The organism is Bradyrhizobium sp. S3.12.5 (genome assembly GCF_040548225.1).
GTDB lineage: Bacteria > Pseudomonadota > Alphaproteobacteria > Rhizobiales > Xanthobacteraceae > Bradyrhizobium > Bradyrhizobium cytisi.
Genome location: NZ_JBEPRF010000030.1, coordinates 71,855 through 96,695, shown reverse-complemented (window position 1 = coordinate 96,695; position 24,841 = coordinate 71,855). Strand labels below are relative to the sequence as shown.

Below are 24,841 nucleotides of genomic sequence, written 5' to 3'. Positions count from 1 at the left end.
GCCCGCCGGCCTCCCGTCCCGGCGGGTAGCTTGAATCACCAAAACGCTGATTTGTGAATCCCCAACGATTCAGTCAGATGGGCTAACGCTCTAACCCTTACGCGGTGCAGAGCCGCCAGCCTGGCGCCGGCCCATCGCCGCCGCGACGGAACCGATAATGCCGAGCCGATCCGCTCAGTGGACGCGGATGATGTGTGGACGGCCGAGATCAATCAGACCCTGCACAGCCGACAGACGATCGTCCAGGGCAGCAATGGTGAGCAACAAATTGTTGCGGCGCTCGTCGAGCAGCCCCATCTCGGCGCCGGAAAGCTTTGTGCTAGTCCGCTCCTTGTGGATGCCGTCGAGGGATTTGCGCAAGCCGGCAATCAGGCCGGCCAGTTGCTTTGCCTCTTTGGTCATCGACCGCTTCGCGACATTTTGGCGACGCGACTCCGCCTGACTTTGTCTCATCTTCATCCTCCCGTGCCCCGCTGCCCCGAGTGGATGCTTACAGCTTTGAATACACATATTACGATCGATGAAATCTGCCCGCGAAGAACTTTCTTAAATTGTACGCGCACGGAACCGGGTTAACCCAAGCAAAAGCCCGGCGCGAAGGCCGGGCTTTCATTGCTCAATGCTCGTGCTTCTGCGGGCCGCTGGGCGCGCCGCCGCCATGCGGAGCCGCATTGACGTGCGGAGCGCCGCCGCCTCCACCGGGATGCGGCATCGCAGGCGCGGCCGCACGCGGCGCCGGCATCTGCGCATGAGCGTTCATCGGCGCAGCGTGGCTGACATTCGGCTGAGCCATATGCGGCGTCACGGGCCGGGCCGCCGGCGCAGCCGACACGCGCGGCGCTTCATGTGCACGCGCCACCGGCTGCGCGTGGACTGCAGCGCGACTTGCCGCCTGCTCGTGCATCATACGCGCCTGCGCATCACGGGGATTGCGACCCTGCACCGCGGTCCGCTCGTTGACGAAACGCTGGCTCCGTTCGGCACGATTGCGATCGACGCCAACCGCAGCGTCGCGCTTTGCGATGGCCGCATCATGATGCCGCGCCGTCGCGGCATCACGGCCGGAGACCGCGACATTACCCTTAACGTTGTCGCTGGCATGCGCGTCGCGGCCTAGCGCGACCGCAGCGTCACGCGTCGCCGCGCGTCCGATGCGAGCGGCGCGCGGATCGATCGTCATCCGCGTCGCAAAGCGCTCATGCGAGGTCCAGTAGTTGTTCCAGTAGGCGTGACGGCGATACCAGGGGCGCCCCTCGTAGTAGCTCGACCAGTACGAGCTCAGCACGAAGGGGACGACGGGCACGCCGACCTCATCGGCATAGTCGGGAAGATAGACGTAGTGATTGCGGTAGAGGTATTCGAGATATTGCGACGACACCCAGCCGCGATCGTCGGAAAAGCTCACGTCGCACCAGGCATTGCCACGCAGGCAACCATGGATGTTGACGCGGGCGCCCTCGGGGACGCGGTCGACCAGCGGAAAGCCCGCCCCCGGGCCGGCGCGCAGGCCGGTCGAGACGGTGACGATGCCCGGCGCGGCCAATGCGGCCGTCGGCGCGAGCAGCAATGCGGCAACTAAAGCGGTTTTCAATCTCATGGCAAAGTCCTCCTCTGAGAGGCGGAACGCACGAACGGAACGAAGCGTTCCGCGCGCAAAGGTCGTATCAGCCAAAAGATTGAGAGGCGCGCCGCGCGCGCAGTTCAATATTCATCCGCCATTCATCGGCGGAGCACGCTTCAGTTCACCTGCAACATGAAGGCGTCGAAATACGCGGCGAGCGCCGCAAAATCATCGAGCGGCAGCACCTGTGCAACGTATTGATCGGGACGCACCACGACCATGCAGCCGGCCTTCCGATCGATGCCGCGCATCTCGAAAACGTCGTGACCACTCTTGAGGTCCGGACAAAACATCTTTTCGTAGTCGAGCAAGCCGTAGCGCCCTTTGCGCGGCAGCAGCAGCGTTGGCATCGCCTCGATCGCGAGCGCGCGATGGTCCTGCTGAAACACCGCACGCAGATCGATCACGGCGTCGATGTCGGCACCGGCTGGCGTGTATCGCCTGAGCGGCGATTCCCTGGCCTCGGCGAGGAAATTGCACAGCGCGCGAATGGCGGAGCCGGCAGCGGCCGGGTCTTCGGCGCCGGAGAACGCGTAGATGCGAAAACGGCCATCGGCCTGCACCGCGTGGCCGAGATGAACAGGCTTCGCATCCCCGAGCCGGATCACTGGCGCCGAGTGGAATCGCGTGCCGATGACGAGGCCTTGCGCGAGATGCTGATGCGAGGCCGCGCCGATGAGGATCGACGGCGTGTAATGCGTCGCCGTGCCCGCCGTGTAGCGGCCGTGCCTGACGAAATAATCCTGCGTCTTGGCGGCATCGGCGCCGCCTGCCTTGGCCGCGGAAGCGAGAATGCCCGCCCATTCGCGATCGAAGTCGATCAGCTCCTTGGCCACCGCATGCCGCTCGGCCGAGTAGGAATGCAGCAGGCTCGGCGTGCTCTGCTTGCGAAGGACGGAGGCGAGCTTCCAGCCCATATTGAAGGCGTCCTGCATCGAGACGTTCATGCCCTGCCCCGCCTTCGGGCTGTGGGTGTGACAGGCATCGCCGGCGATGAAGATGCGCGGCAAACGCGTGTTGATCTCGGTTTCCGGCACGTCGTCGAACTTGTCGGTCAGGCGCTGGCCGATCTCGTAGACCGACCACCAGGCGATCTCCTTCACCTCGAGCGTATGCGGCTTCAGGATCCGCTGTGCTTTCGCAATCACGTCGTCGGCCGTGATGTCACGGTTGGCGACGCGCTCGCCGACGTCGAGCTTTGCCAGCTCGACATAGAGGCGGACCAAGTAGCCGCCTTCGCGCGGAATAATGAGAAGGCTGCCGTCCTTCGCCGACTGGATCAGGACCTTGAAGCGGATATCAGGGAAATCGGTCACCGCCAGCACGTCCATCACGCCCCAGGCCTGGTTGGCGGAATCGCCATGCAGCTCGCGGCCGATCGACTTGCGCACCGTGCTGCGCGCGCCGTCGCAACCGACGACGTAGCGCGCCCTGATGGTTTCGACCTTGCCCTCGTTCGCAGCATCGACGCATTCGAGGCCCACCGTCACGGCATGGTCGGCTGGCCCCGCGGCCGCATCGACCTGGAGGTCGAGCAGACGCCTGCCGTAATAGGGCTCGAGCTTGGCCGGCGACCTTCGCATGATGTCGAGAAAGCCGTCATGGATGCGCGCCTGGTTGAGGATGACGTGCGGAAATTCCGACAGCCCGTCTTCGACATCCTGCACCCGGCCGCTGCGGACGATCTTCTCCGGCGCCTGCCCGTCCGGCTTCCAGAACGTCGTCTCGTTGACCCAATAGGCCTCCTTCAGCACGCGCTCGCTGAAACCGTAGGCGTGGAACATCTCCATGGTGCGGCAGGCGACGCCATCGGCCTGGCCGACCAAGAGCGGGCCCGGCTTCTGCTCGACGATGCAGGTCTTGATATCAGGGAATTGCGCGAGTTGGGCCGCGAGCGTCAGGCCCGCGGGGCCACAGCCGACGATGAGGACGTCAACCTCGTCGGGCACGGCGCCGATAGCGCCCGAGGCCTGAACGCGCGCGGCGGGATCGGCAATCTCGGGGTCGCCCGGCTGGAATCCATTGAGATGGAATTGCATGAGCACCTCTCCCGTTGACGTCTTGTCCGATATTGCTCAGTATGCTGACTATCAGTATACTTGTCAATAATAGCCCGTCGTCCCGGCTCACGGAGAATTCGGTGAAAGACAACAACGATATGCCCGGCCATCTGGCGCGGCGGTTCCAGCAGATCGCGGTCGCCGTGTTTCTGGCCGAGGTCGGCGAAGCCGGGTTCGATCTCACCCCGGTGCAGTACGCGGCCCTTGCGACCATCAAGGCCAATCCGGGGCTCGACCAGGTCACGCTCGCAGGATTGATCGCCTATGACCGGACCACCATCACCGGCGTGGTCGATCGCCTCGTACAGAAGGGCCTCACTGAGCGTCGCGCCAGTAGCCGCGACCGCCGCGCCCGCGAGCTCGAGATCACCGACGAGGGCCGCCGAACGCTGCGCAAGATCACGCCCGCGGTCGAATCCGCGCAGCAGAAAATGCTGCGCGGTCTCAGCGCGAAGGAAGGTGGGGATTTGATGCGGCTCTTGCGCAAGGCCATCGCCGCCGGCAACGAGCTTAGCCGCGCGCCCCTGCGCGAGGCCTAAAGCGCTTCCGAGCGAAGCGGGTACCGGTTCGCGTCAAGAAAACGCGACAGACAAAAAGCCATAACCCCGTAGTTTTGCCCGCATTTGTCGCAGTGCTGCGAAACGTGGAACTAACCTTCAGTTGCTACCGTCGTCTCCAATTCTGCGCTTAACGCGCGATTAACTTTGCCGGTTTGGAGCTTCGGATGTTCAGGTTCGTCATTGCCGCCGCGGTCATCGCGCTGTCTACCGGTCATGCGCTCGCGAATGGGCATGGCGGCGGCGGCGAAGCCCCTGCTGCGCCGAAGGCCGAGGCGGTGCCCGTCCCCGCGCGCTACGTTCTGACCAAGCAGGGCCCCAAGCTCGTCGATCTCAAGGGCATGACGCTCTACTTCTATGAGCGTGACACCAGCGGCAAGACGTCGAGCTGTGACGGCAAATGCGCTGAGGCCTGGATTCCGCTTGCTGCGCCCGCGAATGCCCAAGCGACCGGCGATTTCACGCCGATTACCCGCAACGACGGCAGCAAGATGTGGGCCTTCCGCTACCGTCCCCTCTACACGTCAGTGGCCGACAAGGCGCCGGGCGAAGCCAATGGCATAGCCACAACGTTGCAATGGCGCGTCGCTCGGCCAGAGGATTAGGGCCGGAACGGCGCGCGTCCGTCGCCGCCCGCGGCGGAAGCGACAAGTCAGATCGGCCGCCTCACCCGTGCCAGCTCGGCCCTGCCTCGACCCGCGCGTTCTGCCCGGGTGGCAGCACCACGACGGTCGCGTTGAGCTTCACCCGGTCGAACAGATCGATCACGTCCTCGTTGCGCATCCGGATGCAGCCCGAGGAGATCGCCTGCCCGATATATTCCGGCTGGTTGGTGCCGTGAATGCGGTAGAGCGTGTCCTTGTTGCCGACATAGAGATAGATGCCCCGCGCGCCCAGCGGATTGGCGGGACCACCGGCCACGCGCGCCGGATACGGCCCCAACCGCGCCTGGATCTCTGCCGTCGGCACCCAGTCCGGCCATTCCGCCAGACGACCGACACGCGCGACGCCCGAGAACGCCATCGCCTCTTCGCCGACCGCGACGCCGTAGCGGATCGCCTTGCCGTCGGGCAGCACGTAGTAAAGGTAGCGCGCATCGGTATCGACCAGGATCGTGCCCGGCTGCTCCTTGCGCGGATAATCGACGATGTGACGGAGATATTGCTCGGGCACGTTGGCTTGGGCGTAAGGCGTGTGCGCCAGCAACTGGCGGTCGCGCGCCGTCATGCTCGCATCCGTCGATGGCGAGAGCGTCGTCTGCATGCAGCCGCCGAGCGGCAGCAAGGCAAGCACGAACAAAGCGAGTAGAGATTTTGGCACCGCCGGCCCCCGATAGCGGATAGCAGCGCCCCCAGCCCCCGTAGATGCTGCCCAAATCGTGCTGAAAACATGGCAGCACGGAACACGTGGCCGTGTTCGGCTGCCCGGGTTCCGTCACCACAAACGGCGGAAGACCGTCGCGATGTCTCCATCGCCTCGCCTTGCTTTGGTCAAACCCGGCTGGACTCGTGCCACATCGGGCCAACCTGATTAGATTTGGGGTGAGCTCATGCAACAGATCGGCTCGCGCCAATGCGGACGACCAATCTTCAGAGGAGCTGCGATGCTCGCGACGTTGAACAGCCGGCAGATTGTCGATGAGATCGTGAAGGACACAGTCAGCAACAACGATCCGCACGACGCCGTCCAGATTTCACCCGAAATGGTGCGGGGTTCGCGCGTGAGCAGCGAGGCGGCCACGCTTGCACCCGCGTTCACGGCCCGTCCTGAGCCGAAGTTCGTGCCGGAACCCAAGATTAGTCCGAAGATTCATCCGGAGCCGAAATTCATTCCCGTCTCGAAGCCGCAAGCGGCAGCGCCCTCGGTCGACACCGCCGTGCGCGTGACGGCCAGCGATGGTCGCAGCCGGCCGAAGCGATCGACTGCTGGTAAGTGGTTGCGCGGCGCGTTCGTCACGTTCCTGTTTGCAGGTGGCAGCGCCGCTGCCACGATCGCCTGGGAGAAGCACGGCGACACCGCGACGCAGATGCTCGCGGAATGGACACCGGCTCTGGCGTCGCTGTTGTCTTCGACGTCGCTACTGCCTCCGACGCCGCAGACAGCGCCGGTCGCAGCCGCGCAGGCAGTCCCGCCCGTCGCACAGGATCAGGCCGCCGACCAGACTGCGGCAACGCCCGCAGCACCGATTGTCACGGCCGCTGCCGCGCCCGCCGCGACACAAGCCGATGCCACGCAAGCAGTGGAGTCGCAAACAGTGGAGTCAATGACGCGCGACATCGCCGCGATGGCGCAGCAGATCGAGCAGCTCAAGGCGAACATCGCCGAGTTGAAGGCCGGTCAGGAGCAGATGGTGCGCGAGATGGCGAAGCCATCAGCGCCAAAGCCGATCGCCGAAGCGAAACCGCCGGTCGATCCACGCGCGCGCGTGTCTGCGCTGCCACCGCGCGCTCCGGGGTCGATGCCGCCGCCTGTTCGCAAGCCGAAGCCGGTCGTGTCGCATACCTACATGCCGGCTTATTCGCCGCCGCTCGCACCTCCGCCGTCGCAAGCTGCCGCCGTCCCGCCGCCGGTGGCACCACCGGTCGCGACGACGCAAGCCGTTGCCGATGATGACGGACCTGTCGTGCGTCCACCGATGCCGGTGCACTAGGCCTGCATCGAACGACAACGCAAGCTGTCAGACTCGATGTGACGACGTGAATCCGTGCAACTACGGTGATACGCAGCTCGGCGCGATGAGAAAAGGCCGTCGGGATTTATGCCGCCGGCCTTCTCTTGCAGCTGCCGGTTCCCGGAGCCCGGTTCTGCTGCAATTCGATGCCTTATGATCAGGCCGACATATTTAATAAAATCTTAAAGCACTCGGATGTTGCACATCATTTCTGCGCCATAAGCACAGAGATTGCGCGCTCCGTTCATCGGATAAATATCGACTCAGTGGTATGATCGCTCTCGTTTTGAAGACTTCCGTTGAAGGCTTCGTCTGAGGATTTGGGTCGTCACACCGGGGAAATTCGGATGCCGTACTACTCCTTCGATCTCGTGGTTGGTGAAGAGTTCAAGAACCAGGGCGGAATCATCCTCGAGGACATCGAGGTCGCCTCCGATCGCGCCGTTCAATTGGCCAGCGAGCTGTCGCAGGTGAAGCCTGAGCTGCAGCGCAAGGGTTGCGCGGTGCGCGTCACCGATCGCGATCACAACGAGGTCTATCGCACGCCGCTCGATCCCGTGCCGGCCTGGCGCCGCTAGCCCGGCCGTAGCGTTTTTGAGCGAAGTGAACGTGCCGGTTCGCGTAAAGAAAACGCGTCGAAAAAGAGTGTCCAGCACCGGCGCTTCGAACCAGCTCGTCAGCGACAATCCGCCGGCGACCATTGCGCTGCGGCGCGCCGGACGCTAGCCTCCCAAAAAAACGCAGAGGACCCTAGGATGCGCACCCCTTTCCTGATAGCAGGCCTGTTGCTGATCGCGGCTCCAGCCCAAGCGGCTGACGAGCATCCGCGCTCGACCTACGTGACACTGGTCCTGCAGGCCTTTGCCGCCAAGGTTCAGTGTCCGGGCACGGACGTCGTCTATCAGGATCTGGTGCAGAAGGCGCAGCAGATGCAGCTGCCCGACGGCACCACTGAGCAGGTGCGCAAGGCGATCGCCTTCATGCATACCGGCGGCAAGATGGGCGAGAAGCAGGCCGACGACGTCATGGCCGAGGTCGCGGTGGCGACGCAAGCGACCGATCTCGACCAGCGCCGGCTGGGCATGAGCAATTGGTGCGAAAAGCAGAAGACGAGCCTTGCCGGCCTGATCCGCAGCAAGGGCGGCTAGGCACTCCCTCGCCGTTAAGCACGCCGCGACGGAACCGCCGTCGCGGCCAAGAATCGTCACAATCCTCGCCAGCATGCGGCTTCTTCGAACAGGAGACCCCCATGCGAATTGCCCATCTCGTTTTCGCCGGAGCTCTCGCGGCCGGCGCCGTGCTGACCGCCCCGGCCGTCGCGAAGAATTCCGATGCCCAGAAGGGTGAGGACAAGGCGATCTCATCGTCATCGTCCTGCAGCGCCTATCAGCAGGCGGCGGACGGCTCCTGGGAGCAGCTCCCCTGCAAGGAGACCGGCGAGCGCGCGCAGCCGCAGACGCAGCATAAGCCGATGACGCAAGGCGCCGACCAGAGCGAACACTAGGCTCCCGAGCGGGAACCGGCAGGCCTTAACCTGCTTGATCGCGGATCAGCTGTGGGCAGGACCGCGCATGATCTTCATGGCGTCCGCGATATGACGCCATTCCTTGGCCTCGTCGGCCTCGCCGCGGCCCTCGCAAGCCTGCGCCTGCTCCGCGGCCTTCGCGATCGCAGCAAAGCCATGCCGTTCCAGCATCTGCCGCGCGACGGTGTGGACCTGGACCTCGGACATCATGAGCGCTCTCCCGTTTGACGTAGCCCCGGTGCATCGCTCCCGCGCGCCCCCCGGAGTGCTGACAACGACCGAGCCGCGTGTCGCGTTCCGCTCACGCGGCCCGCAAAAACAAAGGCGGTCCGCCATGCCCGGCGGACCGCCTTCTCACCCACCCCAGATCACCCACTCAGTTTCAGTCGCGTCCCCTACGCGACCGCCACGCGCTTGCGCTCGAAATCGTTGGGCACTTCGATATCGACCTCGAGGGTCGAGACCTCGTCGCCGCGTTCGAGCCGCACGATCACCTTGGTCGGATCCAGCGTGACGTGCCTGGAGACGACGGCGAGAATTTCCTCGCGCAGCACACCGAGCAGATCGGGCTGGCCGCGCTGGCCGCGTTCATGGGCAAGCAGGATCTGCAACCGTTCGCGAGCGACGGGTGCAGACGCCTTGTTGCCACGGAGAAGCCGGAGCAGACCCATGCTCATGCAGCCCTCCGTCGTAGCAGACGATCCATAAAGCCTTTGCGCTCGGTCGGCACCTGCATCGGCACAGTGTCGCCGCACAGCCGCCGCGCCGCGTCGATATAGGCCCGCGCAGGCGCGCCTTCGGCGTTCGATAGCGTCACCGGCGTGCCGACATTGGAGGCCTTCAGCACGTCCTGGCTCTCCGGAATGATGCCGAGCAAGGGTGTTGCGAGGATCTCGAGGATGTCCTCGATGGTCAGCATCTCGCCGCGTGCGGCGCGCGAGGGATCGTAGCGGGTGATGAGAATGTGCTTCTCGACCCGCTCGCCCTTCTCGGCCCGCACCGTCTTGGAATCGAGCATGCCGATGATGCGGTCGGAATCGCGCACCGAGGAGACTTCCGGATTGGTGACGATCACGGCTTCGTCTGCAAAGCGCATCGCCATCGAGGCGCCGCGCTCGATGCCGGCCGGGCTGTCGCAGATCACCCAGTCGAAGCGACTGCGCAGGTCGTCGATGACCTTGCCGACGCCTTCCTCGGTCAGCGCGTCCTTGTCGCGGGTTTGCGAGGCCGGCAGCAGCCAGAGGTTCTCAAGCCGCTTGTCCTTGATCAGCGCCTGCGGGAGTTTCGCCACACCCTGCACCACGTTGATGAGGTCGAACACCACGCGGCGCTCGGCGCCCATCACGAGGTCGAGGTTGCGCAAGCCGACGTCGAAATCGACGACGACGACCTTGTCGCCGCGTTGCGCCAGTGCGGCGCCCAGCGCGGCGGTCGTCGTGGTCTTGCCGACCCCGCCCTTGCCTGATGTCACGACCAGTACCTTACTCATCTGAAATATCTCCTTTGCTGGTCAGTTCAGTGCTGTAATTCGCATGGTATTCCCCTGCAGCCAGGCCTGCGCCGGCTTGCCGCGCAAGGCGGCGTCGATGTCGTCCGCAGTCTGATAAAATCCATCAATCGCAAGCAGTTCGGCCTCGATCTTCTGGCAATAGATGCGCGCGCTGGTGTGACCGTTCACGCCCGCCATGGCGCGGCCACGGAGCGCGCCGTAGATGTGGATGGAACCGCCGGCGACGACCTCGGCGCCGGAGCCGACCGAGCCCAGAATGGTGACGTCGCCTTCGGGGAAGATCACGGTCTGGCCGGAGCGCACGGGGCTATCGAGCAGCAGCGAGGTCGGCTTGGTCTCGACCTTTGCCTCGGGCTTCTTGGGCGCGCTCGGCTCGATCACGCAACTGCGCCCGCCCGAAAGCAGCGGCGGCATCGACGGCGTCAGCCGCGCCTCCTCCACGCCCTCGATGCCGAGCACGCGGATATTGCGGTCCTGCAAGCTGGTGAGGAGATGACCAATGCCGGACTGGCTGAGATCGACCGAGGACAGGTCGATCACCACGGGCCGGCCGGCGAAGAAGCCCGGCGAGCGCGCGATGGTGGTGTCGATCTCCAGCAGCCAGTCCTGGATCGGAACCGTCGGCACGAACACGAAGGCCACATAGGAGCGCCCGCGCAGGCGCACCATTTGGCGTTGGACTTTTGCTACAGCCTCCATAGCGACCGACTCGTTCCCTTATTGAATAGTTAACGATGCCGCCGATATGGTTAATGGCTAGTTAATTTCTCCGTGCGGTTACGTGGGCGGGATGGCATGACGGGCACTCTCGCCGAACAGCATTTAGACGATGTGTGGCACAACTGCCCCAACGCCGTCATTGCGAGCGAAGCGAAGCAATCCAGACTGCCGCCGCTGAGAGACTCTGGATTGCTTCGCTTCGCTCGCAATGACGAGGAGAGAGCCCCTACTTCTTCACCTTGCTCGCATCCATCTTGATCGCGGAATCCAGCATCTTCGTCGAAAACGCCGTCGCCACGTCGAACGGCCTCTCCATGCCCAGATACGTCTGGACCAGCTCATAGTCCTTCTTCATCCGCTCGCCGTCGATCCAGCCGAGACCCTTGGTGGTCGTGAACTCGTCGGTCATCAGGTACTTGATGCGCTCCCACTGGCGCTCCTGGTTCTCCTTGTCGAGACCGGAGACCTGGTCGAGCAGCGCTTTCAGGCACGGCGTGACGTCGGCGACGCAGGCCGCAAAGGCCTTCTGCGAGATGCGCACGAACTCCTCGACGAGCTTCGGATTCTTCTGGAGATAGGCACCGTTGACGATCAGCGAGTTGCCGTAGGGGTTGAGGCCGATATCCTTCCAGTTGACGTAGCCGAGGTCCTGTCCGAACTCGATCACCTTCAGGTCGTGCTCGTTGTAGAAGTCGCTGATGATATCGACGGTGTGGCTCTTCAGCGCGGCGATCTTCGCGGTCGGCCCGATATTGACGAAGCTGACGGAGTCGGGCGCGAGACCGGCGGCCTTGGCAAAGGCCGGCCACATCACGCGCGAGGCGTCGCCCGGCGGATTGCCGATCTTGTGGCCGGCAAACTCCTTCGCACCGTTCACGCCGTAGCTCTTCAGCCAATAGAACGTCTGGCCGGTATTGGCGTAGATGCTCATCAGCGCGACGTCGTCGGCGCCCTTGCTCTTGGCGACCAGCATGGTGGCGAGATCGGCGATGCCAAACGGCGAGCCGCCGGAGCCAACCTTGGCGGCGGACACGCCGGAGCCCTTGCCGACCTCGATGGTGAGGTCGATGCCGGCCTTCTCGTACCAGCCCTGCGCCTTGGCGTAATAGAACGGCGAATGGTCGGCCGTCGGCGTCCAGTTCAGGATCAGGTTGACCGCCTCGCTTGCGCTCGCCGGCATTGCCGGCAAACCCAGCGTCAGAGCCACAATCGCCGCCTGCAAACGCTTCATCGCCTGTCTCCCCATTGCCGCGACCCGGCTTGTCGCTCTCCCGATGTGAGGCTACCAATGCAACAAGCCCGTCCTCAACTTGTCAACTGTTTGGTTGGAAATGCTCGCAAAACGATCCGGCGACACCGTGCCGCAGCGCCGCGACCCCGTCGCCACCCGCAAGAAACTGCTCACCGCGGCGCGGCTGGAGTTCGCCCGGCACGGTTTTGCGGGCGCCCGCGTCGACGAGATCGCGGAGCGCGCCGGCGTCAACAAGCAGCTGGTCTACCACTACTTCGGCGACAAGGACGCGCTCTACCTCGCCGTGCTCGAATGGGTCTATGAGGACATCCGCGAGCAGGAGCGCAAGCTCAATCTCGAGGGTCTGCCACCGGACAAGGCGATCCGCCGGCTGACCGAGGCCTCGTTCGATCATCTCGCGGAAAACCCCGATTTTATCGTGCTTTTGAACGACGAGAACCGCGGCGGCGCCCGCCACGTCCGCGGCTCGACACGGCTGGAGGCGATGCATTCGCCGCTGGTGAAGAGCGTCTCCCACATCCTCCACGAAGGCGTGCGCGCCGGGATGTTCCGCAAGGGGATCGACCCGCTCCAGCTCTACATCTCCATCGCGGGCCTCAGCTATTTCTTTTTCTCCAACACGCCGACGCTGTCGGCGATCTTCGGCAAGGACCTGTCGAGCCGCACCGCCCGCCGCGCCCGGCGCCGGCATGTCGCCGATCTGGTGCTGCAGTCCCTCCGGCCGTAATCAACCAACTGGTTGAAACTTGCACCAAGGCCGGTTAGGCTCGGCGTTGCGGCAGTGAGGCCCAGGCAACAGGGAGCAGACGGTGGCAGGTGACGGAGCCAGCAGTCCGGCGCGCAACTTTGCGATCATCCTGATCGTGCATCTGGCCGTGCTCGTGCTCTGGCAGGTCCTGGTCGATGCCTTCCACGTGCCGAAATTCATCCTCCCCTCGCCGCTTGCGACGGTGCAGACGCTGGGAACCGCGAGCTATGCCTGGGGCGCCAACACGCTGGTGACCGCGGTCGAGATCCTCGGCGGGTTCGCGCTCGGCGCCTTCGTCGGCGTCGCACTCGCGGTGATCTTCAGCTGGGCGCCGCTCGTGAGCCTCGTGCTGCTGCCGCTGTTCGTGACCTTGAACATGATCCCGAAGGTCGCGCTCGGGCCGCTCTTCATCGTCTGGTTCTCCTACGGCATCCTGCCGAACATCCTGATCGCCTTCAGCATCTGCTTCTTCCCGATCCTGCTCACGACCGCGCGCGGCCTGCGCGAGGTCGAGCCGGATTTGCTCGATCTCGTCAAATCGCTGCGCGGCTCGCGCTGGACGCTGTTCCGCAAGATCCAGCTGCCGGGATCGCTGCCTTACGTGTTCTCAGGCATGAAGGTAGGCGCCATCCTTGCGGTCGCCGGCGCCATCGTCGGCGAGTTCATCGCCTCCGAGCGCGGGCTCGGCTACCTCATGATCCAGGTGCAGTCGTCGCTCGACACGCCTGCGATGGTGATGGCCGTCGTGCTGCTGACCTTGCTCGGCGTCACACTCTACGGCCTGGTGCTCGCCCTCGAACGCATGTTCGTCGTCGGCGATGCCAGGCAGACCTGAAGACCAAGGACGAAATTCATGCTGCTGACCCGCCAGACGCTGCCGAAGACCATTCCTGATATTGCAGCCCTCGACGATCTCCTCTGCCGTCCGACGCAGGCGTTGATCGACGACCTCAAAAAGGTCGAAGGCGACATCATGATCCTCGGCGTCGCCGGCAAGATGGGGCCGACGCTGGCGGGGCTTGCCAAAGCCGCCGCCCCCGAACGCCGCGTCATCGGCGTCGCCCGCTTCAGCGATCCTGATGTCAAGGACTGGCTGCACGCGCGCGGCGTCGAGACGATCAATTGCGACCTGCTTGATGAGGCCGCCATCAAGGCGCTGCCGAAGGCGCCGAATATCGTGTTCATGGCCGGCCGCAAGTTCGGCGCCGAGGGCGATCTGTCGCTGACCTGGGCGATGAATGCGCATGTGCCGGCGCTGGTGGCACAGGCCTTCCCGTCGTCGCGAATCGTGGCGTTCTCGACCGGCTGCGTCTATCCCTTCGTGCCCGTCGACGGCAAGGGCTCGACCGAGGACATGGCGCCGAACCCGCCCGGCGAATACGCCCAGTCCTGCGTCGGCCGCGAGCGCATGTTCGAGTATTTTTCGCACAGATTTTCAACGCCGGGCCGCCTGTTCCGGCTCAATTACGCGATCGACATGCGCTACGGCGTGCTGCACGACATTGCGATCAAGGTGCTCAGCGGCACGCCGATCGACGTCAGCCTCGGTCACGTCAATTTCATCTGGCAGGGCGATGCGTCGGCGCAGGCGCTGCGCTGCCTGGCGCATTGCACGGCGCCGACCTCGCCGATCAATATCAGCGGCCACGAGATTCTGGCGGTGCGCGACCTCGCGCAAAAATTCGGCGCCCGCTTCGGCCGCGCGCCGGTGCTGACAGGCACGGAAGAGCCGACGGCGTGGCTGACCGACACGTCGAAAGCCGTCGAGCTGTTCGGCCTGCCCGTCGTCGATACCGAGCAGTTGATCGCCTGGACCGCCGACTGGGTCTCGCGCGCCATGCCGAGCCTCGGCAAGCCGACCAAATACGAGGTGCGCGATGGCCGCTACTGACGGGCCTCCGGTCCTCAAGCTCGGCCTGGATGATGCCATGGCCGGGCTCGTGCTCTCGACGGAAGCCCACTGGAACCAGACCGAAGAGGACTGGCGCATTTTCCTCCGCGACGGCGTTGTGTTCGGCATCCGCACCGGCGTGCTGCTGGTCGCAACGGCGGCGCTGCTGCCCTACTCCGGCAACAACGCCTGGATCAGCATGGTGCTGGTGACGGCCAGCCACCGCCGGCGCGGCCTCGCCACGCGCCTCGTCGATGCCTGCCTGGAAACCGCGCGCAAGAACGGCTTGACCAGCTGGCTTGACGCCACGCCGGACGGGGTCGCGGTGTACGGGCCGCTCGGCTTCACGCCGACGCTGCAATTGCGGCGGTTGAAGCTCACGAAGCAGACGCGGGCCGAAGCGCCACCACCTTCATCCGCGAGCATCGATGCACTTCGCGCGCGCGACCGGCGAGCCACCGGGTTCGATCGCACCGCCCTGCTGTCGGCCTTCGCACAGCGCTCCGGCTCGCGTATCGTCTCCGCGAACGGAGCCATCGCGCTGGTTCGCGACGGGCGGACCGCCCGCCACATCGGCCCGCTATTCGCCGACAATGCCGCGGCAGCGCTGGCCCTGGTGCAAACGATCGTACGCTCCGAGACCGGCCCTCTCCTGCTCGACGCCGTCGCCCCGCAGGCCGCGTTCCTCGAAGGATTGACGACCTCGGGCTGGACCATCGAGCGGCCGTTCCAGCGCATGCGGCTCGGCCCCGCCCCCGCCATGGCCGAGGAAATGCCATTCGCCGTCGCCGGCCCCGAATTCGGATAGGACACCATGCACCACAGCCAGATCAACAGCGACATCCGCAAGCTGATTGCCGAGGGCACCGTGCTGCCGGCGCATCCGCTCGCGCTCACCGCCGAGCGCCAGCTCGACAAACAGCATCAGCGCGCGCTGACGCGCTACTACATCGACGCCGGCTCCGGCGGCCTTGCGGTCGGCGTGCACACGACGCAGTTCGCGATCCGTGATGTCGGCCTGTATCGGCCGGTGCTGGAGCTCGCAGCCGAGACCGCAGCGAGCTGGACCAAGCGTCCGCTGGCGATGGTCGCGGGGCTCGCAGGTCCGACGAAGCAGGCAACTGCCGAGGCGCGCACCGCGCGCGACATCGGCTATCACGCCGGCCTGCTCAGCCTCGCCGCGATGAAGAGCGCTTCCGAGGACGAGATCATCGCGCACTGCACCGCCGTCGCGGCCGAGATTCCACTGGTCGGGTTCTACCTTCAGCCGGCGGTCGGCGGCGTCATCCTGTCGAGCCGGTTCTGGCAGCGCTTTGCCTCGATCGACAATGTGATCGCGATCAAGATCGCGCCGTTCAACCGCTACCGGACGCTCGACGTGCTGCGCGGCGTCGCAGCCGCCGGCGCGCTCGACCGCGTCGCGCTCTACACCGGCAACGACGATCACATCCTGCTCGACCTGATGCTGCCGTTCGATTTGCGCGACAGGGGCGTCACCACGCGCACTTACTTTAGGGGCGGCCTGCTCGGCCACTGGTCGGTGTGGACGGCGAGCGCCATCCAACAGTTCGAACGCTGCAAGGCGGCGCGGCACAAGGACAGCGTGCCGGCTGATCTGCTCGCGCTCGATGCCCGCGTCACCGACTGCAACAGCGCCTTCTTCGACGTCGCCAACAATTTTCACGGCTGCATCGCCGGCTGCCACGAGGTGCTGCGGCGCCAGGGCCTGATGCAGGGCCTGTGGTGCCTCGATCCGAACGAGGGCCTGAGCCCGGGCCAGACGGGCGAGATCGACCGCGTCACGCGCGAGCACGCCGACCTCAGCGACGATGCCTTCGTCGCAGCCAATGTGGATAAATGGCTGGCATGAGCTCAAAACCCTTCATCAGCCTGCAAGGCGTCCGAAAGGTCTATCGCAGCGGCGGCACGGAGTTTCTCGCGGTGTCCGACGTCACTATGGACGTGCAGGAAGGTGAGCTGGTGTCGCTGGTCGGCCCGTCGGGCTGCGGCAAGACCACGGTGATGAAGATTCTTGCGGGCCTGCACGGCGCCGACGGCGGCACAGTGACAATCGGCAACGCCAAAAGTCCGTTCGACCCGACCCGCGACATCGGCATGGTGTTCCAGCAAGCGTTGCTCCTGAAATGGCGCACCATCCTGGACAACGTTCTGCTGCCGGCCGAGATCGTCGGCCTGCCGATGAAGGCTGCGCGCGAGCGGGCACGCGACCTGCTCAAGCTGGTCGGGCTTGCCGGCTATGAGCAGAAATATCCGCGAGAGCTCTCCGGCGGCATGCAGCAGCGCACCGCGATCGCGCGCGCCTTCATCCACGATCCAAAGCTGATCCTGATGGACGAGCCGTTCGGCGCGCTGGATGCGCTGACACGTGAGCAGATGAATCTGGAGATGCTACGGATCTGGCGGGAGAGCGGCAAGACCATCATCTTCGTCACCCACTCGATCCAGGAAGCCGTGTTCCTGTCCTCGCACTGCGCCGTGCTGACCGCGGGCCCGGCGAAGATGGCCGACTACTTCCCGATCGACCTGCCCTTCCCGCGCGACCTGACGCTCAAGACCACGGATGCGTTCGGCGCGTATGCGAGGCGGATCTATGCGAAGCTGGGCTTGGGCGCGGCGTGATATTCGGTAGCCCCTCCGCCGTCATTCCGGGGCGCGACGAAGTCGCGAGCCCGGAATCCATCGGGCGGCAAGACACGCGGTGAAATGGATTCCGGGTTCGCGCCAAGAGGCGCGCCCCGGAATGACGGCGTCCTCAGCCCTTGCGCATCTTGCCGAGCAGATAGTTGTCGGCGCCGCGGATCGCTCAGGCATCGCCGACAAAGACCGATAGCGCCCGCTGCAATTCCTTGTAGGCGCGCGGTCCGATCTTGGCTGCGAGCGCCTTGTCGCTTTCTGCGGCCGCCGGCCTCAGCCGGCCCAGCAGCGCCGTTCCGGCCTCGGTCAAATAGAGCACGTAATAGCGACGGTTGATCGCCGACGCCGTGCGCCGCACCAGGCCACGAGCCTCCAGATGATCCACCAGCCTTCCGAGCCCGGCCCGCTCGATCGACAGAAGCTGCGCGACCGCGAGCTGGTTGACGCCGGGATTGGCGTCGATCACGCAGAGCACGGAAAATTGGGCGGGACTGATCTCGAACGCCGCCAACTGCCGGCTGAATTCCTTGAAGATCCAGAGCTGCGCCCGGCGAATGCTGTAGCCCAGCAGCTGCGAAAGGTCCCCGAGCGCAAGCGGTTTCACCTTAGCCGTCTTGGTGCCGGGTACCACGCGCGGTGCCGGTCGCGATGGTTTTGTCACGCGTGCCGCCCGCCGCGGTCGCGCCATCCGTTTGCCGACCCGTGCCTTGCCTGGCTGCATCGCCGCGCATCTTTCGCAAAGCCGGCATAGGCGCATCCGGCGGTATCCTCAGGGATTCGGACAGCGAGTCTAACGCAACGCAGCCGGATCGAGAAGCCGAACGCGATCCCACGCTCGCGCCCTACACCTTCTATGACAGGTTGCACGGCAATATCGCGCAATGCGTCATGTTGACACGGCAACATGGCTCGCCTAAGGATCGTGAAAGCCTGCCGTTTCGCGAGCAGGTTCAAGGGGAGCGAACGTCCGTGCCGTCATCAGGGGTGGGCGACGATCCGCGTGCCACAGCGCATCGCGGAAGAATGGTTTTGCGCGCAACCGCAACTGCGTCATGGCTCATTGCCGGCGCATGCGCATGTCTCCCGACAGCAATTCAGAAAACATCTCTGACCACGCGACGCCTCGTCAGCTCGCGGCGCGTCGGGTGCTTTCGTTCAATCATCAACGTTGAAACTGGGAGGGCATGACATGAAACGATTTTTCCTCGCCTCGACGATCGTCGCCACATGGGCCTCTCTCGGGCCGCAAGCGGCCGCACACGGGCTGCCGCCGGGCGGCGTGGCCCCGCGCTCGTCCTGCACCGCCCTCACCGGGCTCACTCTGCCGAACACGCAGATCCTGAGCGCGACGCAGAAGTCGGGCTATTGCAACGTGGTCGGCCTCATCAACAAGCGCGTTTCCACGCAGGATCCCGATCACTTCACCTACGGCATCGGCTTTGCGCTCAACCTGCCCAACACCTGGCATGGCCGCTTCGAGATGATGGGCGGCGGCGGCACCGACGGCAGCCTGCAAAGCGATCCGCAAGGTGCTGCCGGCGTCGAGCTCGGCCAGGGCTGGGCGGTGGCGGCCGATGACGGCGGCCACGAGGACAGCGCGACCAATGTCCTCGGCGGCTATCAGGACGACGACGCCAATGCCGGCGGCTCCGCGCATTTCGCGATCGATGCGCAGGCACGCCGCGACTACGGCTATAACGGCATCGAGAAGACCGCGACGACGGCCAAGCAGATCATCTCCTACTTCTACGGCCTCGACACCGTCTATTCCTACATCATGGGCTGCTCGAACGGCGGCCGCGACGCGATGGTCGCCTCGCAACGATCGCCCTGGCTGTTCGACGGCGTGATCTCGCAAAACCCCGGCTTCAACCTGCCGCAGGCGGGCCTCGCGGAGGCCTGGAACGAGCAGGTGCTCGGCACGCTTTCGACCAGCAAGGACATCAACGGCCAACCGTATATTCCCGACACGTTCCCACAGCAGGACCTTCAGGTGGCCTCGGCTGCGATCCTGAGCGCCTGCGACGCGCTCGATGGCCTCGTCGACGGCATCGTCGACAATTACCACGCCTGCACGGCCAGGAAGGTGTATCCGGCACTCGCGAGCTACACTTGCGGCACCGGCTCGCACGGCAGCACGCCGCATGGCGGCACCTGCCTCACCAGCGCCCAGGTCGATGCGCTCAAGAAGATCTACGCCGGACCGGTCAATTCGAAGGGCGAGCGACTCTATTCGAACTGGTTCTGGGATGCCGGCATCTGGACGCCGCCGACAGCGCCGGGCGCAGGCTGGCAATTCTGGAACGTCGTCACCGCGCCGGTGCCCGGTGTCAACACCGCGATCAACCTGACGCTCGGCGCCGGCGCGATCCCGATGATCTTCCAGACGCCGCCCGTGGTCACGCCCGTCAACGGACCGAACGGACAGGAAGCCTTCGTGTTCAAATTCAACTTCGACACCGACGCGCCGAAGATCTTCACGAAGACCGCGGCCTATCCGGAAAGCGCGATGGATTTCATGGCGGCGGTTGCAACCGATTTGCGTCCGTTCAGGGCGCGCGGCGGCAAGCTGATCATCTCGTCCTCGGTCAATGACGGCATCTTCTCGGGCGCCGCAATCGCCCGCTGGTACCGCAAGATGAACCAGCGCATGGACAATCACGCCACCGATTTCGCGCGGCTGTTCATGGTGCCCAACATGGCCCATTGCGGCGGCGGCGCAGCGACCACGAGCTTCGCCACCAACGAGCTCAAGGCGATCACGGACTGGGTCGAACACGGCGTCGCGCCGGAACGCATCGTCGCGGCCAATACCAACACCACCTCGCCCTACCCGGCCGGCGGCGTGTTCGATCCGCGCATTGCCCAGAACTTCCCGACCGGAGGCACGCGGCCGCTCTGCGTCTATCCCAGCATTCCCGCGTACAAGGGCAGCGGCCTGACCAGCGATGCCGCGAGCTTTGCGTGCGTCGACCCCGGCTTCAGCCGAGGCGGCGACCACGACTTCCACGACGATGACGACGGCCACGGCAACGACAGGCACTGAGCGTAGCGGCTCAGTCTCGTGTCCCGGACGCGCTGCAACGCCCCATAGCGCGTCGAAGATGCGCGTAAACGCGCTTATAGCGTTGCGGCGCAGAGCCGGGACCCGGGGGCGACGAATTCCTATGCAGCATGGGCCCCGGCTCGGCAGCGCACTGTCGAAGAGACGCTGCGCTGCGTCCGGGGCACGAGAGGAGATTAAGCGAGCTCGAAGAGAACAACGTTTGCTTCAGAGCAGCTTCGCGCTCACGAACAACGCGCGTATCGCGTTCGTCGCCTGCACCACGAGCATGGCATTGTCGGCGGCACCCTCCAGCGCGTGGACGGCATCCTCATGCAGCGAGCGGAATTCCATCCACTCGACCGATTTGAAGTTGGTGAGGAATTGATAGGCCTGGCCGACCGTCGCAATCGCCAGCGTGTCACCGTTCAGCTTGATCTTGAACGTCGTGCGCAGCGGGGTCTCGGAGCTTGCTGGATCACTCATCGGCTGGTTCTGGACGACAACGGCTTAATGAAGGGAAAACGGCAGCCCCGCCGTCCGACGAATATCAGGAATCGGTGCTGGCGCGTTGCGCGACAGTTGCCGGGCTGCTCAGGCTCGGCACCACGACTAGGCGGTTGAACTCGCCATTGTCGTAGGCCTTGAGGAAGCGATCATAGTCCTTGATCGAGACGCAACCGTTGGAATCGCCGCGCGGCCCGAGCATGTAGGTGTGGGTGAGCAGGCCGACACGGCCGAGTGCGCTGGTGCCATCCGCCGGCGTCATGCGCAGCGCGCGAACGCCGTGGAACAGCTTTTCGCGCGGCTTGAGGTCGTAGGTCGCAGGCGGGGTGGCACCGACCATGCGCTGGTCGACATGATCGGGGTCGTCCATCAGCGCGCCCATGCCCGAATGGGCCTCGATCGTGGCGCCGTTCGGCAGATACAGCGCCTTGGCTTTGATGTCATAGACCGCCGTCCGCGAATCGTAGCCGAGCGCGGCCAGATCCGGCGCCTTGCCGAACAGGCCGCTGTCGGGCGTCAGCGAGGCCAGCTTGATCTTGTCGGTGAACTTTTCGAAGAAATTGCGGTTGTCGGCCCTGGGCGTGGTGTCGGCATAAGCCTGACTGGACGCGATCTGGGCGCTGAAGTCCGCCTGAACCGGCCGCGAGCGCGGCACCGGCACGGCGTCGGCACGTTGCGCGGGCCGCCTCTCGTCAACCGCGGTCCGGTCGTCATCGGTCAAGGTCGAGCGCCAGTCATCGCCCTGGAGCTTTTGTGCGAGCATCGCCTTGGCATCGCGCAGCTTGAGCTCCACCGCATTCAGCGCCGAGCGCTCCAGCGTCCGCAGGCCGGACTGATTGCCCGACAGCGAGGTGTAGCGGTCGTTGAATGAAGTTGTATTGGCCGGCGGCAGCGCGGCGGTGACCAGCGGGGTGGAATCGCCGATATCCGCGACCCAAGCGGCGGCGCCCAGCGCCAGCGCGATGGCAGCCATAGACAGCAATATTGTCTCGGCTCGCCCAATTCGGCGGCGCGGCAAAAGCCCCTCGGCGCTTGCGCGGTCGGAAACCATCAGATCCCCAAGTCGACACCTCCGGGGGACCCAACCCCCACCCGGAGACTCTCTACCAGCTACCACATTGGGAGCCAAAAGTTAGGCATAATCGCGGCCGGCAAGCCCTCCTGAGGGTATCCAATGACCGATCCTTTCGATCTAGATCGCTTCCTCAGGGCTCAGGACCCGGTTTTTCGCGGCGTTCTGGCGGAGCTGGCCCGCGGCCGGAAGCAATCTCACTGGATGGGGCCAACTGACCGCGACAACCGCAGCGAGCAGCGTAAACCTGCGATTAACACGCGCCCCCTATTTTTCGGAGAATTTCTTTCTCTCCCCGCGCCAATTGCCGGACAGATCATGAAAATCGGTACGCTGCTGACCACCGCCATCGTCTCGCTCTCGACCGTCGGCGGCGGCCTCGCCGTCTACGTCGCCGTGACGAAGTACCAGACGATGGAGCGGATCACCGAAGCGCAAGGGCGGCTCGCGATCGTCCGCGCCGTCAGCGACATCCCGCGCTATCTCAACCCCGAGCGCGGCTTTTCCACCAACATTCTCTATGGTCCAGCCACTGTCGACCCGGCGCTGCTCGCCGAGCAGGACAGGCTGCGCAAGCAGACCGACGGCGCCCGTGACAGGATGAATGCGCTGCGCAAGGAGCTGCCTGGCCCGTTCGACGACGGCAACGCCATCGGCGGCAGCATCGACGGCATCAATTCGAAATTCACCGGCTTGCGCGACGCCATCGACAAGGCGTTGGCGGGACCGGCGGAGGCGCGCAAGGACGCCGCCAAGAAGATCGTCGCCGACAATGCCGTGCTCAACGCCGGCGTCACCGCGCTGCTCAACGAGCAGGTCCGCCGCATGGCGATTCTCAACGGTGACGCCTATCGGCAGGCCAGCTACGCCAACATCGCGATGACGCTGCGAGACGTGGGCGGCTTCAATTCCAGCCTGCACAAGAATCTCGTCGGAGGCAAGAAACCGGCGACGGACGCCGAGAAGGCCGAGATCAGCCGCTCACAGGGCCGCAACGACCAGATCGTGATGGCGCTGCAGGAGTTGCGCGGCAATCCGGCAACTCCGGCGAACGTCGCCGCTGCGCTGGAGAAGTTCAACTCGGTCTATATCGAGGAGTTCGGCCGCGAGCTCAAGCTGGTGAGGGACGGTGCGATCAGCGGCAAGTACGAACACGACATGGATACCTATTACGCCGCCACGCAGCGCGGCCTCGGCACCATCATCGAGGTCCGCGATGCGTTCTACGACAATGCCGAGCAGATCCTTTCCGGCGCGTCCGCTGCCGCGCGCACGAGCTTCGCGATCGCGCTCACAGGGCTCCTCGCCGTGCTGATCGCCAGCGCCGGCCTCATCGCGATGGTCCGCCGCCGCGTCTGCGCTCCGATCGTCAGCCTGACGACCCGGATGTCGCGGCTCGCCGACGGCGAGGTTGCTGAAGCCATCCCCGGCGCGGAGCGCTCCGACGAGATCGGAGCGATGGCCGCGGCGGTACAAGTGTTCAAGGACAACATGATCCGGGCCGACCGGCTCGCGGCCGAGAAGCAAGCCGAGAACGACGGCAAGATGCGCCGCGCCCAGGCGCTCGACGAGCTGACCCGCGCCTTCGAGGCCAAGGTCACCGAGCTCGTCGGCGGCCTGTCGCAGGCCTCCTCCACCATGGAGACGACGGCGCAGTCGATGACCTCGACGGCCGCCCAGACCAACAGCCAGGCCGCGGTGGTGGCCGCCGCCTCCGAGCAGACCTCGACCAACGTGCAGACGGTCGCAAGCGCGACCGAAGAGCTGACCTCGTCGATCGCGGAGATCGGCCGTCAGGTCGCCCAATCGACCGAGATCGCGGCCCGCGCCGTCGACAACGCCCGCCGCACCGGCGACACTGCCCGTGCGCTCGCCGAGGGCGCGCAGAAGATCGGCGACGTCGTCACGCTGATCCAGAGCATCGCCGAACAGACCAACCTGCTGGCGCTCAACGCCACCATCGAGGCCGCCCGCGCCGGCGACGCCGGCCGCGGCTTTGCCGTCGTCGCGTCCGAAGTGAAGTCGCTGGCCGGCCAGACCGCCAAGGCGACCACCGAGATCTCCGAGCAGATCACGGCGATCCAGTCCGCCAGCGACGAGACCGTCACTGCGATCCGCAACGTCGCCGACGTCATCGCCGAGATCGACCAGATCGGCACCGCGATTGCAGCCGCGATCGAGCAACAGGGTTCGGCCACCCGGGAGATATCCCGCAGCGTCCAGGAAGCCGCCCGCGGCACCCAGGAGGTCAACACCAACATATCAGGCGTGCAGCGCGCCGCCGACGACACCGGTGCGGCCGCGAGGGAAGTTCTCGGCGCGGCCGAGCAGCTCTCGACGCAGTCCCGCGATCTCGCCGGCCAGTTCGACCGCTTCCTCGGCGAAGTCAGGGCGGCGTAAGGCGCTCGCGCCTAATACGGCGGCGCCTTGCGCGCGCGCTGCGCCTTGGCCGCCTCGATCCACCAATTGAGGTCATCGGCGAAGCGCGGGAACGAGCGTTCCAGCGCCTTGCCGCCCTCGCCGATCGGCTCGCTCTCGGCTGACAGCGTCTGCGCGATCGGCCCGACGCCGATGGTGCTCGAGATCACCACCATGCCCATCTCCGACAGCGTGCCGTGCCACGCGGTCGAGGCGCGCGCGCCGGACAGGCGGCCGGCGGAATAGCTCACGATCGCAGCCGGCCGCCAGAACCACTCTTCCAGGAAGTGGTCGGTGAGGTTCTTCAGGCCGGGCTGAATGCCCCAATTATATTCGCCGGTGACGAAGACGAAGCCGTCGGCGCCGCGGATCTGTCCGGCCAGCTTCTCCAGCGCCTCGGGCGCGGTGCCCGCAGGGTGCTCCTTGTACATGCGGTCGAGCATCGGCAGGCCGATCGCCTTGGCGTCGATGAACTCGACCTCCTCGCCGCGACTGCGCAGGCGATCGATGACGAAATTCGCAAGGCGGATGCCCATGCGGTCGGACCGGTAGGAACCGTAGAGGACGAGGATGCGATTGCTCATGGCCGGC

At 65.1% G+C, this 24,841-nt stretch carries 27 protein-coding genes and 1 pseudogene; 15 read left to right on the top strand and 13 right to left on the bottom strand.

Going from position 1 to position 24,841, the window contains the following annotated elements; all coding sequences use genetic code 11:
* Positions 1 to 174: 174 nt before the first annotated feature.
* The 3 genes from ABIC09_RS33075 to ABIC09_RS33065 all read right to left on the bottom strand — a co-directional run bounded on the left by ABIC09_RS33075 (position 175) and on the right by ABIC09_RS33065 (position 3,660).
* On the bottom strand, positions 175 to 453 hold the full coding sequence (locus ABIC09_RS33075; protein WP_354033565.1) for a hypothetical protein: 279 nt from the start codon (positions 451 to 453) through the stop codon (positions 175 to 177).
* Positions 454 to 616: 163 nt separating this feature from the next.
* Positions 617 to 1,597 (bottom strand): SH3 domain-containing protein, encoded by a 981-nt coding sequence (locus ABIC09_RS33070; RefSeq protein WP_354111875.1) that lies wholly within the window; start codon positions 1,595 to 1,597, stop codon positions 617 to 619.
* A 140-nt stretch (positions 1,598 to 1,737) separates the two neighbouring features.
* Positions 1,738 to 3,660 carry an FAD-binding monooxygenase gene (locus ABIC09_RS33065; RefSeq protein ID WP_354111874.1) on the bottom strand — a complete coding sequence of 641 codons (1,923 nt, stop codon included), beginning with the start codon at positions 3,658 to 3,660 and terminating at the stop codon, positions 1,738 to 1,740.
* Positions 3,661 to 3,761: 101 nt separating this feature from the next.
* Between ABIC09_RS33065 and ABIC09_RS33060 the strand changes: the two genes are divergently transcribed.
* Together ABIC09_RS33060 and ABIC09_RS33055 are read left to right on the top strand one after the other, a co-directional pair.
* On the top strand, positions 3,762 to 4,220 hold the full coding sequence (locus ABIC09_RS33060; protein ID WP_148755945.1) for a MarR family winged helix-turn-helix transcriptional regulator: 459 nt from the start codon (positions 3,762 to 3,764) through the stop codon (positions 4,218 to 4,220).
* A 185-nt stretch (positions 4,221 to 4,405) separates the two neighbouring features.
* Positions 4,406 to 4,843, top strand: coding sequence for a COG4315 family predicted lipoprotein (locus tag ABIC09_RS33055; RefSeq protein WP_354033422.1), 438 nt, complete (start codon positions 4,406 to 4,408; stop codon positions 4,841 to 4,843).
* Between the two features lie 61 nt (positions 4,844 to 4,904).
* Here ABIC09_RS33055 and ABIC09_RS33050 read toward each other — a convergent pair whose 3' ends face one another.
* Positions 4,905 to 5,501, bottom strand: a complete 597-nt coding sequence (locus ABIC09_RS33050; RefSeq protein ID WP_502917724.1) for a L,D-transpeptidase — start codon at positions 5,499 to 5,501, stop codon at positions 4,905 to 4,907.
* Positions 5,502 to 5,841: 340 nt separating this feature from the next.
* Here ABIC09_RS33050 and ABIC09_RS33045 point away from each other — a divergent pair, with 340 nt between their 5' ends.
* From ABIC09_RS33045 to ABIC09_RS33030, 4 genes are all read left to right on the top strand, one after another.
* Positions 5,842 to 6,888 (top strand): hypothetical protein, encoded by a 1,047-nt coding sequence (locus ABIC09_RS33045; RefSeq protein ID WP_354111872.1) that lies wholly within the window; start codon positions 5,842 to 5,844, stop codon positions 6,886 to 6,888.
* Positions 6,889 to 7,256: 368 nt separating this feature from the next.
* Positions 7,257 to 7,487 carry a DUF6894 family protein gene (locus ABIC09_RS33040; protein WP_280706853.1) on the top strand — a complete coding sequence of 77 codons (231 nt, stop codon included), beginning with the start codon at positions 7,257 to 7,259 and terminating at the stop codon, positions 7,485 to 7,487.
* A gap of 177 nt (positions 7,488 to 7,664) precedes the next feature.
* Entirely contained in the window at positions 7,665 to 8,057 is a 393-nt protein-coding gene (locus ABIC09_RS33035; RefSeq protein ID WP_148755940.1) for a hypothetical protein, read from the top strand.
* 101 nt (positions 8,058 to 8,158) lie between these two features.
* A complete protein-coding gene (locus ABIC09_RS33030; RefSeq protein ID WP_354111871.1) occupies positions 8,159 to 8,413 on the top strand; it encodes a hypothetical protein in 255 nt (84 codons plus the stop codon).
* Positions 8,414 to 8,458: 45 nt separating this feature from the next.
* Here the strand turns inward: ABIC09_RS33030 and ABIC09_RS33025 are convergent, their stop codons facing one another.
* The 5 genes from ABIC09_RS33025 to ABIC09_RS33005 all read right to left on the bottom strand — a co-directional run bounded on the left by ABIC09_RS33025 (position 8,459) and on the right by ABIC09_RS33005 (position 11,895).
* Positions 8,459 to 8,644, bottom strand: a complete 186-nt coding sequence (locus ABIC09_RS33025) for a hypothetical protein (RefSeq protein WP_234682669.1) — start codon at positions 8,642 to 8,644, stop codon at positions 8,459 to 8,461.
* A gap of 185 nt (positions 8,645 to 8,829) precedes the next feature.
* A complete protein-coding gene (minE, locus tag ABIC09_RS33020; RefSeq protein ID WP_148755937.1) occupies positions 8,830 to 9,111 on the bottom strand; it encodes a cell division topological specificity factor MinE in 282 nt (93 codons plus the stop codon).
* Entirely contained in the window at positions 9,108 to 9,923 is an 816-nt protein-coding gene (gene minD / locus ABIC09_RS33015; protein WP_354111870.1) for a septum site-determining protein MinD, read from the bottom strand. Before minD ends, minE begins: the two co-directional genes overlap by 4 nt.
* Before the next feature lie 21 nt (positions 9,924 to 9,944).
* A complete protein-coding gene (gene minC, locus ABIC09_RS33010; protein ID WP_148755935.1) occupies positions 9,945 to 10,643 on the bottom strand; it encodes a septum site-determining protein MinC in 699 nt (232 codons plus the stop codon).
* A 247-nt stretch (positions 10,644 to 10,890) separates the two neighbouring features.
* Positions 10,891 to 11,895, bottom strand: a complete 1,005-nt coding sequence (locus tag ABIC09_RS33005) for an ABC transporter substrate-binding protein (protein ID WP_354111869.1) — start codon at positions 11,893 to 11,895, stop codon at positions 10,891 to 10,893.
* A gap of 100 nt (positions 11,896 to 11,995) precedes the next feature.
* Between ABIC09_RS33005 and ABIC09_RS33000 the strand changes: the two genes are divergently transcribed.
* The 6 genes from ABIC09_RS33000 (at position 11,996) to ABIC09_RS32975 (ending at position 17,195) form a co-directional block, all read left to right on the top strand.
* A complete protein-coding gene (locus ABIC09_RS33000) occupies positions 11,996 to 12,643 on the top strand; it encodes a TetR family transcriptional regulator (RefSeq protein ID WP_354111868.1) in 648 nt (215 codons plus the stop codon).
* A gap of 82 nt (positions 12,644 to 12,725) precedes the next feature.
* A complete protein-coding gene (locus tag ABIC09_RS32995; RefSeq protein ID WP_148755932.1) occupies positions 12,726 to 13,499 on the top strand; it encodes an ABC transporter permease in 774 nt (257 codons plus the stop codon).
* 18 nt (positions 13,500 to 13,517) lie between these two features.
* Entirely contained in the window at positions 13,518 to 14,555 is a 1,038-nt protein-coding gene (locus ABIC09_RS32990; RefSeq protein ID WP_148755931.1) for an NAD-dependent epimerase/dehydratase family protein, read from the top strand.
* Positions 14,542 to 15,363 carry a GNAT family N-acetyltransferase gene (locus tag ABIC09_RS32985; protein ID WP_354111867.1) on the top strand — a complete coding sequence of 274 codons (822 nt, stop codon included), beginning with the start codon at positions 14,542 to 14,544 and terminating at the stop codon, positions 15,361 to 15,363. The genes ABIC09_RS32990 and ABIC09_RS32985 overlap by 14 nt, the downstream gene beginning before the upstream one ends.
* A 6-nt stretch (positions 15,364 to 15,369) precedes the next feature.
* The gene (locus ABIC09_RS32980; protein ID WP_354111866.1) at positions 15,370 to 16,425 is read left to right on the top strand and encodes a dihydrodipicolinate synthase family protein; all 1,056 of its coding nucleotides are present in this window, start codon (positions 15,370 to 15,372) and stop codon (positions 16,423 to 16,425) included.
* Positions 16,413 to 17,195, top strand: a complete 783-nt coding sequence (locus tag ABIC09_RS32975; protein WP_354111865.1) for an ABC transporter ATP-binding protein — start codon at positions 16,413 to 16,415, stop codon at positions 17,193 to 17,195. The genes ABIC09_RS32980 and ABIC09_RS32975 overlap by 13 nt, the downstream gene beginning before the upstream one ends.
* Positions 17,196 to 17,379: 184 nt before the next feature.
* On the opposite strand, the gene ABIC09_RS32970 is transcribed toward ABIC09_RS32975, so the two are convergent.
* On the bottom strand, positions 17,380 to 17,871 hold the full coding sequence (locus ABIC09_RS32970) for a MarR family winged helix-turn-helix transcriptional regulator (RefSeq protein ID WP_354033413.1): 492 nt from the start codon (positions 17,869 to 17,871) through the stop codon (positions 17,380 to 17,382).
* 528 nt (positions 17,872 to 18,399) lie between these two features.
* On the opposite strand from ABIC09_RS32970, the gene ABIC09_RS32965 reads away from it, so the two are divergent.
* Entirely contained in the window at positions 18,400 to 20,256 is a 1,857-nt protein-coding gene (locus ABIC09_RS32965; RefSeq protein ID WP_354111864.1) for a tannase/feruloyl esterase family alpha/beta hydrolase, read from the top strand.
* 225 nt (positions 20,257 to 20,481) lie between these two features.
* Here the strand turns inward: ABIC09_RS32965 and ABIC09_RS32960 are convergent, their stop codons facing one another.
* Together ABIC09_RS32960 and ABIC09_RS32955 are read right to left on the bottom strand one after the other, a co-directional pair.
* Positions 20,482 to 20,739, bottom strand: a complete 258-nt coding sequence (locus ABIC09_RS32960) for a hypothetical protein (protein WP_148753038.1) — start codon at positions 20,737 to 20,739, stop codon at positions 20,482 to 20,484.
* A gap of 64 nt (positions 20,740 to 20,803) precedes the next feature.
* Positions 20,804 to 21,733: a DUF2778 domain-containing protein gene (locus tag ABIC09_RS32955; protein ID WP_502917723.1), complete on the bottom strand. Its 930-nt coding sequence runs from the start codon at positions 21,731 to 21,733 to the stop codon at positions 20,804 to 20,806.
* Positions 21,734 to 21,934: 201 nt separating this feature from the next.
* On the opposite strand from ABIC09_RS32955, the pseudogene ABIC09_RS32950 reads away from it, so the two are divergent.
* Positions 21,935 to 22,027, top strand: a pseudogene (locus tag ABIC09_RS32950) (DUF1810 domain-containing protein); the annotation flags it as partial.
* A 123-nt stretch (positions 22,028 to 22,150) separates the two neighbouring features.
* On the top strand, positions 22,151 to 24,232 hold the full coding sequence (locus ABIC09_RS32945) for a methyl-accepting chemotaxis protein (RefSeq protein WP_354111879.1): 2,082 nt from the start codon (positions 22,151 to 22,153) through the stop codon (positions 24,230 to 24,232).
* 11 nt (positions 24,233 to 24,243) lie between these two features.
* On the opposite strand, the gene ABIC09_RS32940 is transcribed toward ABIC09_RS32945, so the two are convergent.
* Positions 24,244 to 24,834, bottom strand: coding sequence for an NADPH-dependent FMN reductase (locus tag ABIC09_RS32940; RefSeq protein WP_148753035.1), 591 nt, complete (start codon positions 24,832 to 24,834; stop codon positions 24,244 to 24,246).
* Between the last annotated feature and the right edge of the window lie 7 nt (positions 24,835 to 24,841).

Bases quoted from the DNA above. Each gene is read 5' to 3' on its own strand.
- ABIC09_RS33055 (WP_354033422.1), top strand. From the start codon at position 4,406: ATGTTCAGGTTCGTCATTGCCGCCGCGGTCATCGCGCTGTCTACCGGT.
- ABIC09_RS33030 (WP_354111871.1), top strand. From the start codon at position 8,159: ATGCGAATTGCCCATCTCGTTTTCGCCGGAGCTCTCGCGGCCGGCGCC.
- ABIC09_RS32990 (WP_148755931.1), top strand. From the start codon at position 13,518: ATGCTGCTGACCCGCCAGACGCTGCCGAAGACCATTCCTGATATTGCA.
- minE (WP_148755937.1), bottom strand. From the start codon at position 9,111: ATGAGCATGGGTCTGCTCCGGCTTCTCCGTGGCAACAAGGCGTCTGCA.
- ABIC09_RS33035 (WP_148755940.1), top strand. From the start codon at position 7,665: ATGCGCACCCCTTTCCTGATAGCAGGCCTGTTGCTGATCGCGGCTCCA.
- ABIC09_RS33045 (WP_354111872.1), top strand. From the start codon at position 5,842: ATGCTCGCGACGTTGAACAGCCGGCAGATTGTCGATGAGATCGTGAAG.
- ABIC09_RS33040 (WP_280706853.1), top strand. From the start codon at position 7,257: ATGCCGTACTACTCCTTCGATCTCGTGGTTGGTGAAGAGTTCAAGAAC.
- ABIC09_RS33005 (WP_354111869.1), bottom strand. From the start codon at position 11,895: ATGAAGCGTTTGCAGGCGGCGATTGTGGCTCTGACGCTGGGTTTGCCG.
- ABIC09_RS32985 (WP_354111867.1), top strand. From the start codon at position 14,542: ATGGCCGCTACTGACGGGCCTCCGGTCCTCAAGCTCGGCCTGGATGAT.
- ABIC09_RS33050 (WP_502917724.1), bottom strand. From the start codon at position 5,501: ATGCAGACGACGCTCTCGCCATCGACGGATGCGAGCATGACGGCGCGC.
- minC (WP_148755935.1), bottom strand. From the start codon at position 10,643: ATGGAGGCTGTAGCAAAAGTCCAACGCCAAATGGTGCGCCTGCGCGGG.
- minD (WP_354111870.1), bottom strand. From the start codon at position 9,923: ATGAGTAAGGTACTGGTCGTGACATCAGGCAAGGGCGGGGTCGGCAAG.
- ABIC09_RS32965 (WP_354111864.1), top strand. From the start codon at position 18,400: ATGAAACGATTTTTCCTCGCCTCGACGATCGTCGCCACATGGGCCTCT.
- ABIC09_RS33000 (WP_354111868.1), top strand. From the start codon at position 11,996: ATGCTCGCAAAACGATCCGGCGACACCGTGCCGCAGCGCCGCGACCCC.
- ABIC09_RS33025 (WP_234682669.1), bottom strand. From the start codon at position 8,644: ATGATGTCCGAGGTCCAGGTCCACACCGTCGCGCGGCAGATGCTGGAA.
- ABIC09_RS33075 (WP_354033565.1), bottom strand. From the start codon at position 453: ATGAGACAAAGTCAGGCGGAGTCGCGTCGCCAAAATGTCGCGAAGCGG.
- ABIC09_RS32960 (WP_148753038.1), bottom strand. From the start codon at position 20,739: ATGAGTGATCCAGCAAGCTCCGAGACCCCGCTGCGCACGACGTTCAAG.
- ABIC09_RS32940 (WP_148753035.1), bottom strand. From the start codon at position 24,834: ATGAGCAATCGCATCCTCGTCCTCTACGGTTCCTACCGGTCCGACCGC.
- ABIC09_RS33065 (WP_354111874.1), bottom strand. From the start codon at position 3,660: ATGCAATTCCATCTCAATGGATTCCAGCCGGGCGACCCCGAGATTGCC.
- ABIC09_RS32945 (WP_354111879.1), top strand. From the start codon at position 22,151: ATGAAAATCGGTACGCTGCTGACCACCGCCATCGTCTCGCTCTCGACC.
- ABIC09_RS32980 (WP_354111866.1), top strand. From the start codon at position 15,370: ATGCACCACAGCCAGATCAACAGCGACATCCGCAAGCTGATTGCCGAG.
- ABIC09_RS33070 (WP_354111875.1), bottom strand. From the start codon at position 1,597: ATGAGATTGAAAACCGCTTTAGTTGCCGCATTGCTGCTCGCGCCGACG.
- ABIC09_RS32975 (WP_354111865.1), top strand. From the start codon at position 16,413: ATGGCTGGCATGAGCTCAAAACCCTTCATCAGCCTGCAAGGCGTCCGA.
- ABIC09_RS32955 (WP_502917723.1), bottom strand. From the start codon at position 21,733: ATGGCTGCCATCGCGCTGGCGCTGGGCGCCGCCGCTTGGGTCGCGGAT.